Origin of the sequence: Pseudoalteromonas sp. AS71 (assembly GCF_038900275.1) — a bacterium.
Lineage (GTDB): Bacteria > Pseudomonadota > Gammaproteobacteria > Enterobacterales > Alteromonadaceae > Pseudoalteromonas.
On the sequence record NZ_JBBMQZ010000028.1, the window covers coordinates 47,116 to 62,981 of the forward strand.

15 protein-coding genes are annotated in these 15,866 nt (G+C 37.9%); 5 read left to right on the forward strand and 10 right to left on the reverse strand.

The features are described 5' to 3' along the window. Window positions 1-3: 3 nt before the first annotated feature. The 3 genes from WNY98_RS18065 to WNY98_RS18075 form a co-directional block, all read right to left on the reverse strand. Window positions 4-612, reverse strand: coding sequence for a PilZ domain-containing protein (locus WNY98_RS18065; protein WP_007585675.1), 609 nt, complete (start codon window positions 610-612; stop codon window positions 4-6). 220 nt (window positions 613-832) lie between these two features. After that, on the reverse strand, window positions 833-1,600 hold the full coding sequence (locus tag WNY98_RS18070; protein WP_024599132.1) for a haloacid dehalogenase type II: 768 nt from the start codon (window positions 1,598-1,600) through the stop codon (window positions 833-835). Further along, the gene (locus WNY98_RS18075) at window positions 1,600-2,250 is read right to left on the reverse strand and encodes a peroxiredoxin-like family protein (protein ID WP_342878582.1); all 651 of its coding nucleotides are present in this window, start codon (window positions 2,248-2,250) and stop codon (window positions 1,600-1,602) included. The genes WNY98_RS18070 and WNY98_RS18075 overlap by 1 nt, the downstream gene beginning before the upstream one ends. A gap of 122 nt (window positions 2,251-2,372) precedes the next feature. Here WNY98_RS18075 and WNY98_RS18080 point away from each other — a divergent pair, with 122 nt between their 5' ends. Then, window positions 2,373-3,260 carry a LysR family transcriptional regulator gene (locus tag WNY98_RS18080; protein ID WP_024599130.1) on the forward strand — a complete coding sequence of 296 codons (888 nt, stop codon included), beginning with the start codon at window positions 2,373-2,375 and terminating at the stop codon, window positions 3,258-3,260. Here WNY98_RS18080 and WNY98_RS18085 read toward each other — a convergent pair. Beyond that, complete coding sequence (locus WNY98_RS18085; RefSeq protein WP_024599129.1) at window positions 3,240-3,755, reverse strand: DUF2937 family protein; 516 nt, start codon at window positions 3,753-3,755, stop codon at window positions 3,240-3,242. The two genes, WNY98_RS18080 and WNY98_RS18085, sit on opposite strands and share 21 nt — an antisense overlap. A 108-nt stretch (window positions 3,756-3,863) precedes the next feature. On the opposite strand from WNY98_RS18085, the gene WNY98_RS18090 reads away from it, so the two are divergent. From WNY98_RS18090 to WNY98_RS18100, 3 genes are read left to right on the forward strand one after another with little or no spacing between them, the layout of a single operon-like run. Beyond that, window positions 3,864-4,430, forward strand: a complete 567-nt coding sequence (locus WNY98_RS18090) for an RNA polymerase sigma factor (protein ID WP_024599128.1) — start codon at window positions 3,864-3,866, stop codon at window positions 4,428-4,430. Further along, window positions 4,427-5,506, forward strand: a complete 1,080-nt coding sequence (locus tag WNY98_RS18095) for a FecR domain-containing protein (RefSeq protein WP_342878583.1) — start codon at window positions 4,427-4,429, stop codon at window positions 5,504-5,506. Before WNY98_RS18090 ends, WNY98_RS18095 begins: the two co-directional genes overlap by 4 nt. Before the next feature lie 9 nt (window positions 5,507-5,515). Next, window positions 5,516-8,551 (forward strand): TonB-dependent receptor, encoded by a 3,036-nt coding sequence (locus WNY98_RS18100; protein ID WP_342878584.1) that lies wholly within the window; start codon window positions 5,516-5,518, stop codon window positions 8,549-8,551. Between the two features lie 372 nt (window positions 8,552-8,923). On the opposite strand, the gene WNY98_RS18105 is transcribed toward WNY98_RS18100, so the two are convergent. The 6 genes from WNY98_RS18105 to WNY98_RS18130 all read right to left on the reverse strand — a co-directional run bounded on the left by WNY98_RS18105 (window position 8,924) and on the right by WNY98_RS18130 (window position 14,605). Beyond that, window positions 8,924-9,367 (reverse strand): PA2169 family four-helix-bundle protein, encoded by a 444-nt coding sequence (locus tag WNY98_RS18105; protein WP_024604016.1) that lies wholly within the window; start codon window positions 9,365-9,367, stop codon window positions 8,924-8,926. A 177-nt stretch (window positions 9,368-9,544) separates the two neighbouring features. Then, entirely contained in the window at window positions 9,545-10,483 is a 939-nt protein-coding gene (locus tag WNY98_RS18110) for a LysR family transcriptional regulator (protein ID WP_076923831.1), read from the reverse strand. A gap of 19 nt (window positions 10,484-10,502) precedes the next feature. Next, on the reverse strand, window positions 10,503-12,221 hold the full coding sequence (gene aceK, locus WNY98_RS18115) for a bifunctional isocitrate dehydrogenase kinase/phosphatase (RefSeq protein ID WP_197185088.1): 1,719 nt from the start codon (window positions 12,219-12,221) through the stop codon (window positions 10,503-10,505). Window positions 12,222-12,324: 103 nt separating this feature from the next. Then, complete coding sequence (locus tag WNY98_RS18120) at window positions 12,325-12,804, reverse strand: hypothetical protein (RefSeq protein WP_076923833.1); 480 nt, start codon at window positions 12,802-12,804, stop codon at window positions 12,325-12,327. 86 nt (window positions 12,805-12,890) lie between these two features. Beyond that, window positions 12,891-14,387 carry a DUF3413 domain-containing protein gene (locus WNY98_RS18125; protein WP_182194355.1) on the reverse strand — a complete coding sequence of 499 codons (1,497 nt, stop codon included), beginning with the start codon at window positions 14,385-14,387 and terminating at the stop codon, window positions 12,891-12,893. Between the two features lie 5 nt (window positions 14,388-14,392). After that, window positions 14,393-14,605, reverse strand: a complete 213-nt coding sequence (locus WNY98_RS18130) for a DUF1414 domain-containing protein (protein ID WP_007375276.1) — start codon at window positions 14,603-14,605, stop codon at window positions 14,393-14,395. Window positions 14,606-14,667: 62 nt separating this feature from the next. Here WNY98_RS18130 and yejK point away from each other — a divergent pair, with 62 nt between their 5' ends. After that, on the forward strand, window positions 14,668-15,684 hold the full coding sequence (yejK, locus tag WNY98_RS18135) for a nucleoid-associated protein YejK (protein ID WP_076923835.1): 1,017 nt from the start codon (window positions 14,668-14,670) through the stop codon (window positions 15,682-15,684). Window positions 15,685-15,866 lie beyond the last annotated feature (182 nt).

Sequence of the window (15,866 nt, forward strand, 5' to 3'; positions counted from 1 at the left end):
CAGCTAATTATCACTGTTTAAGTCGGCCTGGTTTTGATCAAGTTCTTGACGTTTTTTAAGTTGGCGGGTTTGAGCATGTAAACTCGCTCTAACAATCAGTTCTTGGTCAGTGGTTCTAATTGCGGTAAAGAGCATGGTGTATTGATAATGTTCGCTATCTTGTTTTTCTACTGCTACAACTTCGGTGTAACAATAAACCGCAGAGGCTTCGTGGTGCAAAAATAGTTTTGTTCTAAACGCTTGGCCAATTGAGTGTACTTCGGGTGATGTAAAGCGAATACCGCCACCGCCGTAGCTATCACATTGAATTGCATTATCTTGCGCTTGTTCTGAGGCCAAAATATGGCTCATTATTAAATCTATTTTACGTGACTGCGCTTGTAAAAATGTAGCAAGCTCTTGTGCTATATCGCCCAAGTTACGCAGTGGGCGTAACGAGCTTTGCTCAAGTTCACTTACTTCATTTGCTAATCTAAATAGTGGGGGAATGTCGTCTTCTAGCTCAAGCTGCGATTTAGGAACTTGTCCGTTCGATACAGCGAATAAATTCACTCTTATACTTTCATTAATTTGAAAGTACTGCTCAAACTCACCTAATCTTTCACTATTCATTATGTTCTCCACCACGTATTTATTTAATAGTAGCGTTGTGAGTACTAAATTGCTAGCAGATAAAATAACTCATACTGGGCTAAATGCTTTGTTTACATTCAATTTTTAACATACTGATTATGAAAATAATTACACTAAGACATATTTAGGGGTAGTTATAAAAAAGCGGCCAATGTCATCCTAACATTGGCCGCTTGGGTATTGATTCATCAGCGCATACTTATTTAAGTAGAGCGGCTAATTCATGTAAATCTTTCACAACGTGATCTGGCTTTTTAGCTAATGGGTAAAGTGCTTTACCTGGGCGTGCAATGAAAGTGGTTTGTAAGCCTGCTTCTTTTGCGCCAGCAACATCCCAGCCATGGGCTGCAACCATCATTGCTTCATTTGGTGCTACGTTTAGCTTTTTAAGTACCCATTCATAAGCACGTAAGTCTGGTTTGTAAATTTTAATATCTTCAATGCTGTAACGAGCATCAAAGTAAGACATTAAACCAGCGCTTTCAAACTGTGCCTTTACACCTTTGTTTGAAGAATTTGTAAGGCTTACTAATTTATAGCCCTGAGCTCTAAGTTTTGCCAGTCCTTCTTTAACATCGCTGTGTGGAGGAAGTGTTAAAAGAGGTGTAACAATAGCTGTTTTAGCTTGTTCACTAGTAATATCAATATTGTTATTTTGAGCAACCATAAGAAGTGACGCCACCCCAATTTGCCCAAAGTCGTGATAGCTACCGCTTACTGTATCTACTAATGAATGGTGCAGCATAGTCGAAAACCAAAGTGGTAATAAATCTTCACGTCCGCCTAGTGCTTTACCAATAGAGGTACGCATTGACGTTAAATCAAGTAGGGTTTCGTTTACATCAAAAATAAGCACTTTGGGCTTTGCTTGTTCTTTTGGTTCATCAGCGACTGCATAACCAGATACAAGGCTTGTGCCTACAAGTAGTGAAAGAGTAAGTGTTTTTAACGATTTTAAAATAGACATTAGTTATTCTCCGATTCAAGTGCTGCCATAATATCAGTAGGTTCTGCGCGTAGGGTGTAGTCTTCGTTTAAAAATGCATATGTAATAACACCTTCTTGGTTTATCACATAGGTAGCCGGTAGCGGCAATTTAAAGCTTTTATCGCCGTAGTAGTGTTCAAAATCAATACCAAATTGTGTGTATAACGCTTGAATACGTTCATCAAGTGTAAACAATAGACCAAATTGATCAGCTACTTTATTACTGATATCTGACAGCACATCAAATTCAAGGTCGTTTTTTTGTGCAGTTGAGAGAGTTTCATCGGGCAGTTGTGGTGATATTGCCACTAACTGAGCACTTTGAGTTTTAAATTGCGGTAAGTAGTCATTAAGTGCTTTTAGCTCTAAATTACAATATGGACACCAGCCACCACGATAAAAGCTAATAATTACCGGACCTTTTTTTAATAAATCCGCAAGCTCAATGTTTTCGCCGTTATGGTTGGCTAGGCTGAAGTTTTCTACCTTTTGACCAATTTGCAACGCATTGTCTTTAATATGCTGTGCAATAAGCTCTTCGTTTGTAGTGTTCATTAATGCTAAAACGTCAGCCGGTAACTTGGCATCTTTTTGTACGTTATAGGCATCTATTTGCGCTTTTAAACTCATGATTGAACCTCAATAATTAGACTATTTGCAATTATAGTGTTTTACATATTTAAATAAACATTGCAAAACTGAAAGCTTCATTCGAAAATGTTAAACATTGAAAAGTGCACAATGGCATCTTTATGTATAATTTAAGCGACCTAGAAACATTTATAGCAGTAGTTGAAAATAAAGGAGTGCTTGCTGCTGCTCGCGAGCAGCGTTTATCGCCTGCAACGGTAAGCCATCGCTTAAGTAAATTGGAGCGTGAGCTTGCAACAGTACTTGTTTTTAGAGATAGCCGACGAGTACGGTTATCTCCCGCAGGTGAAATATTTTATACGCGAGTTGGCGCTATAATTGAGGCATTGCACGACGCTGAGCATAGTATTGGTGCACGTAGCTCATCGGTAAGTGGTTTATTACGCGTGACTATGCCCCCTTGGATTTTTTCGAAATACGTAATGCCAAGGCTTAACGAGTTAGAGCAGGCCTATCCTGAACTAAAACTTGATTTTTTAATTACGGATCATTTTGTAAATGTGGTTGATGACGCACAAGATGTGGCAATTCGTGTAGGGCAATTAAATGATTCCGGTTTACTGTCGCGAAAAATAGTAAACAACAAACGTATACTTTGCGCAGCTCCTAGCTACATAAAAAAATATGGTATGCCTAAAAGCTTAGCTCAATTAAGCGAACACTATTGGGTTTGCCTGCCGTGGCAGCGCCAATTAAAGCTTTTTGATGAGCAGGGTAAAATACATACTTTTAATGCGAGAACACGCTTTACCATTTCTAATTCCGATAATATGACTCAAGCAGCTATTGCGGGTCATGGCATTGCAATTAAATCAATGATAGCTATTCATGAAGATATTAAAAATGGCATTTTAGTTGAAGTTATGCCCGGTGTAATGGCACAAGATGATGCTCCAGTTTGGTTTTTGCGTCCGCAAAATAGCTTAACTACCCGTAAAACCGATGTGTTTTATGATTTTATGAAATCACTATTTTTGAGCTGCGAATAAGCGCTTGAATGAGCGTTTTACTCCAGTTAACAACAAATAACCAGTAAGCTCGGCAAGTAAGGCAATTATAATGGCTGCAATAATGGCGGCTATTATAGAGTCTTTTTTTAAAATGATTTGACCTTCAAAGCGTTGCCACACTTGTTGCTTTACATCGCTCATGCCACTGATCAATGTAAAAATATATGGAGATTGCGCAAACCTATTTACAGCGATTTGTAAGTCTTGTTGTCGCGTGTAAAGTGTACTGATATTGCTTGCACCTTTATTCACAATCCCATCATCAATATTTTTATAGTGTTTTATTAGCTTATCTAAATCATTATTAAAATACTTAGCGGCATCGTTTTTAAATGGTGCAATGGCATTTTTAGCTTCAATTAATTGGGCTGATAATGCTTGGCCAAAATCGCTTACAAATGCAGGAATTTGCACTCCAAGTAGTAAACCGAATGCAAAGAAGCTAAGTCGGATGTAATCTAAAAATTTACTCATTTATCTTCCTATCCATTTAAATAACCCAGAATTAACATTTGAGCTTGTTTTTATATCAAAAACTCGTAACCTGTCGGTAATAAAAATAACAACAGGTGTATGTTAAGGATGACGAAAAAAGTAAAGTTCACGTCAACATTTGTTGATATTTCTAAACAGCTCAAACGTTTTGTATCGCGCATAGTTCAACCCGACGATGTAGAAGATATTGTGCAAGAAACCTTTGTAAAAAGCTATGAAGCTGATTTAAAGCAAGACATTCAGTTTACCCGCAGTTATATGCTTAAAACAGCAAAACACCTAGCACTAAACCATATAGCAAAGTGGGACAACAAATTTAATGATTCGTTAGAAAATGATAACGAATTACCCGTACTACTCAAATCAATGAAGCTTGAAGATGAATACACATCTAAAGAGCGCTTCTTACTTTTTTGTAGAGCTACTGAGCAACTAAACTCATCAATTCGTAAATGCTTTATATTAAAAAAAGTTTATGGCATGAGCCAAAAAGAGATCGCAGATCAAATGCAGTTAAGCCAAAGCACTGTTGAAAAACACATTGCAAAAGGATTATTACAAACCATGTTGTACATGCGTGAACATGAGCAAAGCTCTCAAATACATCCTAAAGCTCAAGCACACCCTATATCAGTTAAGAGGGTCGCAGAATGAGTAATGTTCATCAATTTAATTCAAAAGATTTAATTTTAGAAAAGTCATGTGAATGGATTAGCGCAATTGATCGTGGTTTAACTGATGATGAAAAGGATCAATTTAAATTATGGATGATGCAAAGCACCGCCCATCAAGACTCTATATATGAGCTTGCTCAGCTTTGGGATGAACTTTCGGTATTAAATGAATTAAGTCATTTATTTCCTCAGCGTAACAATACTAAAGCATCAAAAAATAAGTGGATGTTTTCTTACTCAATTGCAGCGAGTTTATTTGCAGCGTTAATGGTGTGCAGCTACTTATTAATTAATTTAGAAAATGGCTATAACCAAGAGCTTGCAAAAGTTAATTACACTAAAATTTACAAAACAAAAGTAGGCGAGCAAGCAACGTATGTGTTGCCAGATGGCACCATAGTGCAGCTTAATACTAATAGCTTGCTAGAAGTTGCTTATAGCAAAGGCCGCAGGCAGTTATTACTTAGTCGTGGAGAAGGGCGCTTTAATGTAGCAAAAGATGCCACGCGTCCGTTTAGTGTTATGGCAGGCGACAAAAGCTTTACCGCACTCGGTACCGTATTCAATGTACAGCGTAATACCTCATCAGATTTAGAGCTTGTTGTTACCGAAGGCAAAGTGATGATCACCGACCCTAGTGTAGCGGTTGATGCAAATGACTTTAAAGATTATCAACTTGCAGATAACAGCACGCAAAAAATTCGTCAAATTAATGCCAACATTGTTACCTCAGGCGAAAAGGTAGTTATAGAGCAGAGTGTTACAAAGCCAATTACCCAACTTTCAATGAACGACGTACAACGTGATTTGGCATGGCAAAATGGCATGCTTATTTTTAACGGAGAAGAGCTAAGCGATGCTTTAAATGAAGTAAGTCGTTATACCGCGACACGTTTTGAGCTTTCTTCAGCCGAGCTTGCCAGTATTAAAGTAGCTGGGGTATTTAAAGCGGGTGACGTTGAAGGTTTACTAGAAAGTTTACAAACTAATTTTTCGATTGATCATGAGCGTTTAGGTGAGCATGTAGTAACGCTAAAACACCATACAGAATCATAAGTAGACGTTATGCAAATCAGACTAATGTTAGATAAAGTTGCATCAATAAAGATTGAACGTAAAAAAAACATTAAAAAAAAGAGACAAAGCCATAGAGGATTTTTGTTTGTCAGCTGTTTATATAAGTTGCGCAGTAACCAAACGCATTTATTGAGTGGATTTAGTGTGCTTGCACCGGCTATTTTTAGCTTGAGTGTACAAGCAGCAACTCAAACCACTGGGCAAATGGTGCAATTTGATATAAAAGCGCAGCGAGCAGACAAAGCCTTAATTGAATATGCTAAACAAACAGAGCAAACCGTGGTGTTTTCTTATGAGTTGGCAAAGCAGTATGACGCAAATTCAGTTTATGGATTTTACACTCAACTAGATGCCCTAGAGGCATTACTAGGTGGGACAGAGCTCGATGCGGTTGTTGATCAAAATGGTTTACTGAGTATAAAACTCAAACAAATCAACAGGAATGATAACAACATGATGAAGCTTTCAGCGGTCAGTGCAGCAGTATTACCAGCCTTACTTGCAGTTAATTCGCAAGGTGTAAACGCAGCAGAAGAAGTCGCTCAAGAAAAAATTGAAAAAATTGCTATTGTCGGTAGCCGTGTAGCAGGACGTTCAGTTGAAGATTTACCCGTTCCAGTAGATATCTTAAGTGCAGAAGCGCTTGAAAATACAGGCCAAACAGAAGTTGGTCGTATGCTACAGTCTATCGCTCCTTCATTTAACTTTTCAAGCTCTGCAATTAGTGACGGTACTGATGCTTTAAGACCTGCAACACTTCGCGGTTTAGGCCCCGACCAAACATTGGTGTTAATTAACGGCAAACGTCGTCACCAAGCAAGTATTATTCATATTAATGGCTCTGTTGGGCGTGGTACTGCAGGTACTGATATGAATGCAATTCCAGCCTCTGCAATTAAACGCATTGAAGTATTACGTGATGGCGCTGCTGCTCAGTATGGTTCTGATGCGATTGCTGGTGTTATTAATATTGTACTTAAAGATGGTAGCGAAGGCGGTAAAGCGGCTATTAACTACGGCCAATATTCAGAAGGTGATGGCGAAACCATCAACCTTGATTTTAATAAAGGCTTTGCGCTAGGCGATGACGGTTATTTAAATACAACTATCAATTACCGTGACCGTGCACCGACTAACCGTGCAGGTTTACATGGCTCTTGTCAGTTTTATGGTTGTACAGAGTTAAGTGACGGTACTTTACTTGCTGGCGATCCGCGTGAACTGACAGCCGATCGTGATACTTTTAGAATTGGTGATGCTGATTCTCAGCAGTTTGGTTTAACAATTAATACCGGTTACGAGTTAGGTGATGGCGAGCTTTACGGCTTTATTACTTACTCAACACGTGAAAACGAGTCGGCTGCACTTTTCCGTCATAATGCAAATGCAGGTGGTAACCCAGTACTGCAAGATAACGATGCGACAATTCCGCTAGGTTTCTTACCAAAAATTAATACAACTATCGACGATATCTCATACAACTTTGGTTATAAAACTGAGTTTGATAACGATGCAAGTCTTGATTTGTCTTACACCTACGGTGAAAACAGCATTGATTATACGACAAGTGACACTATTAATGCCTCATACGCTAACTTTTTACGTTATGACCAAGGTTTGAGTGCAGCTGATATTCGTACAACTATCCCACGTGAAGCGTACGCTTACGGCATGGAATTATCACTGCAAACAATCAACATTGATTTTACGCAAAACTTTGATGATTATTCGTTAGCGATGGGTGCTGAAATTCGTACTGACGAATACCGTATCTTAGAAGGTAGTGAATATGCATACCGCGATTACGATACTACCAACGGTGTAAGTATTTATAATGGCTTAAGTGGTGGTGTTGGCTCTGAAGATGCATCAGGTGGTTCACAAGGTTTTGGTGGTTCGTCTCCTGCGTCATCAGTTGATGAATCGCGTGATGTAATCTCATTTTATGTAGATGCAGAAGCTTATGTGATTGAAGATGTAATTTTATCGGGTGCACTTCGCTACGATAACTACAAAGGCTTTGGTGATACAGTAAACTTTAAGCTTGCTGGTAACTGGTCTGTAACCGACGATATTTCACTACGTGGTGCATTAAGCTCAGGTTTTAGAGCACCTTCAATGCAACAGCTTTACTTTAATAATGTAAGTACGCAATTTGTTGTTGATACTAATGGTAACTTAGTTGCAGAAGAGGTTGGTACATTTAGAAATGATTCAACACTTGCGCAAAGCTTAGGTATTCCAAAGCTTAAAGAAGAAAAATCACAAAACCGTAGTTTAGGTATTGTGTATAACGTTACAGATAATATTAATGTAACCGTTGATTACTATTCAATTGATATTGACGACCGTATTGTAATTAGTGACCGCTTAGGTAAAGGGTTATCTACAAGCCTTGATGCTGCATTAAATAGTGCGGGGGCTGGCGTAGGGCAGTTTTTCTTAAATGGTGCTGATACTGAAACTCGTGGTGTTGATTTTGTAGCAACGTGGAACACTGAAGGTTTAGGCGGTACGCTTGATTTTACACTTGCAGCTAACTTCACTAAAACAGATGTTGTATCGTTATTTTCTCCTGCTGGCTCAAGCCTTGAGACAGTAAGTGTAGACGATATATTTTCAGCGGAAGATATCTCTATTATAGAAGAGTGGCAACCAGAGGATCGTATTAACTTAAGTGCACTTTATCAACGTGATGATTGGACAGTTAACCTGTCACTTAATCGCTTTGGTGAGTACACAGTAGAAGATGGCGGACGTCAAACGTATGGCGCAGAAATTTTAACTGACGTTAAAGTTAACTACTTCGTTACTGAAGATTTGTCGGTAAACATTGGTGCAAATAACTTGTTTGACGTTTACCCAGATAAAAACGAAATAGGTAACTCTCGCTCAGGTACTATTGTGGATGCTAGTGGCAACACAGTAATAAGTAGTTCAGGTGTGTTTGACTACTCACGTCGCTCGGCTCCATTTGGATTTAACGGTGCTTACTACTACGTAGGTGCAGAATACCGTTTTTAATTAATAACCTCCCTTTCGTTATTTAACTCAAAGGGCCGTAAGGCCCTTTTTTTGGTTTTATACCAACCTGCATAAATCTTTGATCAATTTAACGAATTAAATTGCACTATAACGTCGTTAAAAGTTTTTTATTTAGAACAACTAGATATAAAAACTTTTACCTAGTTCTAGCGTAATTTTCTTAACGTTAAATAGACCCCATATATAAGCAGATTGGTATTAGCTTGGGCTGATTTTATTGATGATCATCAAGCCCATTCAAAATGAATTTCTTAAACAATATACTTTAAATACGACGTGAAGCGAGGCGTTGTATTAGAGGCAATAAAAAACCCAGCGCTAGGCTGGGTTGTATTTATGCGTTATGTAAGCTTACTGCTTTTGCATACGGCTCATTTCTGCATGGCAGCTTTGCATCGTTAATAATGTTTTAGCCAGTGCTGCTTCGCAATCAGCTGGTTGCGGTTTATCCATAGCGGCTTTAATTTCTTCAAGCGTTTTATCTTCTACTTCTTCAAGCTCTTTAACATACGTGCTGTCGTTATGTGAAGTGAAAGTAGTCAATAGGGCTGTATATGCACGTCGTGCTTCAACTGCGAAAGATGAACCATCTTCGCGTTCGCCTTTTTCATTAATTGCATATGGCTGCAAGCGCTCAACACTCACTTTTCGGGCATCTATCATACGCTGAAAAAGTGCGCCAATAGCAGGGTCTTCAACTTTTTCCTGTGCTTTTTGATAAAAATCGATGCCGCTGTTCATAACTTGAATGATGTCAGTAATATGATTTACTTCTGATCCTTGATGGGTGTTCATAATGACCTCTTTTATTAAATGAATGTATAGTTCAATTTAATAAAAGCAATGTACGTTCCACGTTTTTATTTTTATGTAGTTATTTGATTTTATTGATTTAATTTTATTACAGGAAGAGGCTAAGTTAATGAGGAAAGTATTAACCTAGCAATTTTTACATTATATTGTGTAATAAAGTTATTTTAGCTCTTCAGCTACTTCAGCTACTTTTTGGCGTAACCAGATATGGCTCGCATCGCGATGCAGCAGTGGGCTCCAAATCATATCAAGTTCAAAAGGTGGAATCGGAAACGGTGGCTCTAAAATTTTAAGCCCCGGATCATCTAAGTATATATTTGCGGCTTTTGAAGGAAGGGTCGCAATCAAATTTTTCTCTTTAGCTAAATGAATCGCTACATGATAGTTACGCGTAAAAGTAGCAATGTTACGATGTTTACCAAAGTGGGCAAGTGCTTCGTCAACCCAGCCGAGTTTTTGCACATCTTTAGGGTCCATGCCCACACCTACACCAAAACCTGTTTTACTCACCCATATATGGCGTGCTTTTAAGTAGCTGTCGAGGCTAAAGCTCTCAATAATAGGGTTGTCGGCCTTAACTAAGCAGCAAAAACTGTCTTTCCAAATACGTTTATGATGAAAAGACTGAGGTAAGTTTTCAAAGCGGTTGATTGCCATATCTACTTTACCGTTTTCTACGTCATGAAAGGTTACGTCACTTGGTGTGAGTATATCTAAAGTAGTATCGGGGGCTTCTTCGTGTAGTTTACTTAAAAGCTTTGGCGCTAACGTACTTGCAGCGTAATCACTGGCCATTATTCTAAATACACGTTTACTCTGGCTTGCCTCAAATTCTCTATTAGGTGCTAGAGTTTCTTCAAGCGTCATTAATATGCCACGAATAACGGGTTGTAACTCTAAAGCGCGCTCTGTCGGGACCATACCATCGCTGGTACGAACTAAAATAGGGTCGTTAAATAGGTTACGAAGTCGTTTAAGGCCATTACTCATTGCGGGTTGCGTAATACTCAATTGATTAGCAGCGCGTGTTACGTTGCATTCTCGAAGCAATGTATCGAGATAAACGAGTAAATTTAAATCTATTTTACTTATATTCATTGTGTGTGTCCTTTAGCGCTTACCAGTGGTGAATAAATCGCTGTGCTGTCGGGTATGGGTAAATATGACTTACCTGACCATTTTTTATATTTTGTTGTGCCTGCTTCCAAAAGCTAACATCTATAAGCTCTGGATGAGTGCTGAGGAAAAACTTTTTATACATAGGATTAGGCATTACAAAGGTACATAACTGCTCTGGAAATACGTCTTGTGGTGCAACAGAGTAACTTTGCTCATCCATTAAATAATCATCGTAACTCTTTGCTTTTGGTAATGCTCTAAAGTTCATATCGGTTAGGTATTGAACTTCATCGTAATCGTAAAAAATAATACGTTTGTGCTTACTTACACCAAAGTTTTTTAAGAGCATATCGCCAGGAAATATATTAACGGCAATCATTTCTTTTAGGGCTTGCCCGTACTCTTCAATTGCGTCAGCGGCACTTTCTTCATCAGCATTCTCTAAAAATAAATTGAGTGGTGTCATGCGCCGTTCAATATACAAATGCTTGATGATCAACCATTCGCCTTCAATTACCATTGATGAGCCAATTGTTTTATGCAATTGCGCAAGTAAATTACTATCAAAACGTGCCAAAGGAAATACGACGTTAGAATACTCTATGGTGTCGGCCATTCTGCCAACGCGATCATGGTTTTTTACTAGTTGATAGCGCTTTAATACGGTATCACGGCCAAAGGGCTTACTTTCACCAAATTTGTCTTTTATTATTTTAAAAACATAACCAAATGAGGGGAGGGTAAATACCATCATCACCATACCTGGTGTACCCGGAGCAATTGTAAACTCATCACTTGAGTGAGATAAGTGATTTAAAAACTCTCGATAAAACTCAGTTTTCCCCTGCTTATGAAAACCCACTGCATTATAGAGCTCAGCAAGTGTTTTGTTTGGCATAAGCTGATTCAAAAACCGGACAAGTGCTGAAGGCGCATGAGTCTCTACCATAAAGTAGGCACGGGCAAAGCCAAAAATAACACGCATTTGAGATGACTTAGTTAAAAGTGCATCTAAATACAATCCGTTATCTTCATCGTGTAATACGGCGATTATAAAAGGCTGAACACCACTTTTTGAAACAACACGACCTACTATATAAGCTGCTTTATTACGATAAAAAGGCGTGTGCAAAATATCAAAGCGCATTTGCCAAGGCTGGTGATGTGTATCGGGTGCTTGTTTATAAAATGCTTTAACAAGAAGGCGAATATCACGCTCTAAATTTACAAATGGGGCTTTAAAATCAAAATGATTAATAATGCGCTTTATTGTTGGCTTTAGGCCATCAACTACTGGAAAGTATGTCCTATATTCGGCCTCAACAGGTACTGAAGGAGCATCTTTCAAAGTTGCTTCTACAAATATAAAGTCATTATGAAAATAGCGCCTATGGTACAGCCGGCAAAATACAGAGTTATAAAAGGTTTCGGCTAGTTCAGCTTGGGGATGAAAACATAAAAAATGCTGGTATATCTTTTTAACTTCAAGCCATAGGCTTTCATCAAGTTGCTCTGTTGGGGTTTCTTTTTTTAGCGCTTGCGTAGTTTCGTTAACACGATCATCATAATAGCTGATACGCAAACGGCTTATATCATTAATTGCTTGCCAATCTTTTTTTGCAAAGGCGAGGGGGGCTTTGGCCGTTGTTTTTTGAAATAGTTGATAGTGCCTTTTAAAACCCGTTAAAATTAATTCAGCAATATGGCGAGGCTGCATTTGCACTCCTTAATAGTCCCTAGAGCTTATACTCTATTGTGTTAAGGGTATGTTATTTTAAGTTTAAAACCAAGATAAATATTGCTCATTAATTTGGAGTGATTTATTGGTATTGATCTATCTTTTTTTCGAGTATTTTAATTTGTTTAGTAATAACAGATACATCTTTTTTATACTCTTTATTAATTACTTTTAGTTTTTTAGTAATGTCTTTGGTAATACGGTTTTTGTCTTCAACGGCTAGAATATGATTTAACCGTTCTTGTTGTTTATATTCAGCACGCTGCTTATTACGATCAAGTATAGTTAGTTTGTGGTTATTACTACGTAACTCAGCCTGTAAACCTGACAGGAGTTTTTCACGTTCAAGTTCGTTCAGTTGTTTAGTGTAATCAACTTTGGGGCCTGAATACTGATTACCTGTTGTGTTAACTTTATAAGTTGTTGCTTCGTCGTCACAGGGCAGTTGAGAAAAGATTGTGCCTTTCTCTGTTACACATTTGTAGTAAGTGGTATCGCTAAAGCTAAAAAAACTAATAAGTAAAAAGCTAGAGTGGACAATATAACGAGAAGTTTTAAACATACATGTCATCCTTGGTTTTTATATCTAACAACAATATAAAACTATAACCTAGCTTGGTGGTATAGCAAGCTAGGTTAGGATAACGGCTATTGGGTGAAGGTTTTAAGCTTTTTAATACTCTGCACTAAAAATGGTATATCTAAACCTTGTTCAATAGAAAACCCCTCAGCGGCAGAGATATTTTTAAAGTTACCATCTGAATCTATTAAGGTAATCCTATCTTTTTTATAGGCTATAACGACACCCTGAGAGTAGTTAACGCCCATATCATCTTTTTTCTTGTATAAATTAACGCCCAGCATTGTTTGCTTGGCAATGGCTTTACAATTTAAATATTGGCCAACACTTGTGGCAATTAAATCGCTAGGTTGAATAAGTCCATCTACTTTAGAAATACGTTTGTCGGAGCTATATAAAGTTGATGTTGTTACTACTTCTTGCTTGTTATTGGCAAGACTAAAAGCAAAAACCTGAGTTTTATCATCTCGTACAACGGCATTATCGCTACTTTTAATAACTCTAATTGCGCTAGAGCTGTGGGCTTGATCATTTATAAAACTAAGTTCTTCCACGCCCGTTACTTCAATGCTGCGGCGCTGACTTTGCCAAGCAGGAAGAGTTTGCTCTCTTAAAATTGCTGCTTTATAAAAAGCTGGCAAACCATACACTAAGCTAAATAGCATATCGTCATGATTAGTTGGCTGTAAAAACTGCTCTGTTTTGTGCAAATTTTTATTATCGGCAACAAATTTAGCGAGTTGTTGCTGGGTTTCAAATACAAAAATATCTACATTGGCTTGTGTGTAGTCTTCACACTTATCAAGCGGGCTTGGCATTTGATAACTAATATTTTGGTTATTAATTTTTACGTTATGTGCCTGCTTATAGCTTTCTATATCAAGTAAGTCATTTTTAGCTAATAAACTTTTAGCGGTAGTAGGGTATGAAAGTGGTAATACATTATCTTGCTTCGTTACATCAAAGTTTAAATTTGCGTCAGCCCAGATATGAATGCTGTGGCTAAGTGAAAAACACACTATTAAAAATGAAATTGCGTAACGTGCAAATTTATATTGTTTTAGGCGCTCAAGGTGTTGCCATGTGTAATTACTCACAAGTAGCTGAAAGCCTAAAATAAGTAATACAATCCCACTGGCTAAAATGGTTGTTAAAGCAGGTGAACTGGTTAAACGATGCCACAGTAGAGAAATAATCTCAGGTAAGGCAGATATACTTAGGTGATAACCCAAATTAACGTAAACATAAGCATCAAGGGTAAGCAGTGACGCGCCTAGTGTGGCTATTACAGCCGCCATGCCTCGTATATGTCGTGGGTAGGGGAATATTAAACTAAGCGGAAATACCGTCAGCACAAACGCTAAAAAGGCGATAAAACTAGTGTGGCTTAACCACGTTACTAGCATATAAGTAATGCCCATAAAGCTTGTTGGTGGCGAGTCGGCAAATAAGTAGCTTAAGCTAATAAATAGCGCCAAGCCAATATTGGCAAAAGTAAACCAATGGCCCCAGCTTAATAGCTGACTCGCTTTTGATGAAAACTGATTGTGCTGCGATAAATTCATAGAGTTTATTTAACCGACTGTGATAGAGCTTTTGCAAAGTTCTCAGTTACGGCTTGTCTTTTCCCTGTTGGTACATGCTCTTTTAAGATATGCGTGATAGAATTTCCTAAACACATAAGGCTTAAATCTACTGGCGCATTGTGTTTAGTTAGCACATCAATAAGCTGATCGACGATTTGTTCTACTTCTTCATTAGAGTATTTTGATAAGATTGGCATCAGTTGGTTCAATAAAATAGTTATATTCTCGTATTTTAACACTAGAGGCGTGAAAAACAAAGATGACAACAGACGTTAAAAAATTAGTCGTTCATTATGTAGACAAAAAAGACGACGATACGCAAATTCACCTTCGAAATGATGAGATGGTAATTAACGATAAAGTAGCCGTTTTTATCGAACAATTACATCATGCATATAATGGTAAACCTGGTAAAGGTTACTGTGCTTTCAGTGGTGATAAAAACAGTGTTGTAGCCTCTGCAATGCAAAGCTACCGTAACGATGAGCTAGGCTTTTGGCATATGACAGAGCAAGCTTCAACGGTTTTAAAAGAAGAACTTGATAAGTACGCTTTTAGTGAAACAGGTTATTTAGTATTTTGTCATTATCAGTATGTTGCTACCGATTACATGTTAATTGCGATGATTAACATTAAAGAGCATTACTCTATGACCTCAGAGCTTGATTTAGCGGCTTCTCGCCATTTAGACATATCTCGTATGCAACTCGCTGCTCGTATCGATTTAACAGCGTGGGATACGCAAGCAGAAGATAATCGTTATATTTCATTTATTAAAGGACGTGCGGGTCGTAAAGTTGCTGACTTTTTCTTAGATTTTTTAGGCTGTGAAGAAGGTATTGATTCAAAACAGCAAAGCCAAGTAATGCTTAGCGCAGTAGAGGATTATTTATCAGAGCAACAGTTTGATAAATCAGAAAAAGACGATTTACGTAAGCAAGTATTTGATTACTGTAATGATTGCGTAACCACAGGCGAAGATGCAAGTGTGAGCGATCTATCTGCAACGCTTACAAAAGGCGATGACAGCCCGTTTGATAGTTTTTGCAAAGAGCAAAGCTATGACTTGGAAGAAACTTTCCCCGTTGATAAAAAAACAGTAACCAGTATGGTTAAGTTTTCAGGCCTTGGCGGTGGAGTTAGTGTAAGCTTTGAACGTAAGCATTTAGGTGAGCGTGTTACCTATAACGAAGCAACCGATACGTTAGTTATTAAAGGTATTCCGCCAAACTTAAAAGATCAGCTACAACGTTTTATGGAAAATGAAAGCGAGTAAATTTCACAAGTTGAAAAGCTGATTTAAGAGCGCGATATTTATATCGCGCTTTTTTGTATCGGTATATAAATTCGTTGCATCGGAACAAAACCATTAAATGATTTATCCCCCTGTGTCAGGATAGTTGTCGCCTCTAACTTTTAATAGAGGCAGATAAAATGAGACGTCGATTTACACAAGAA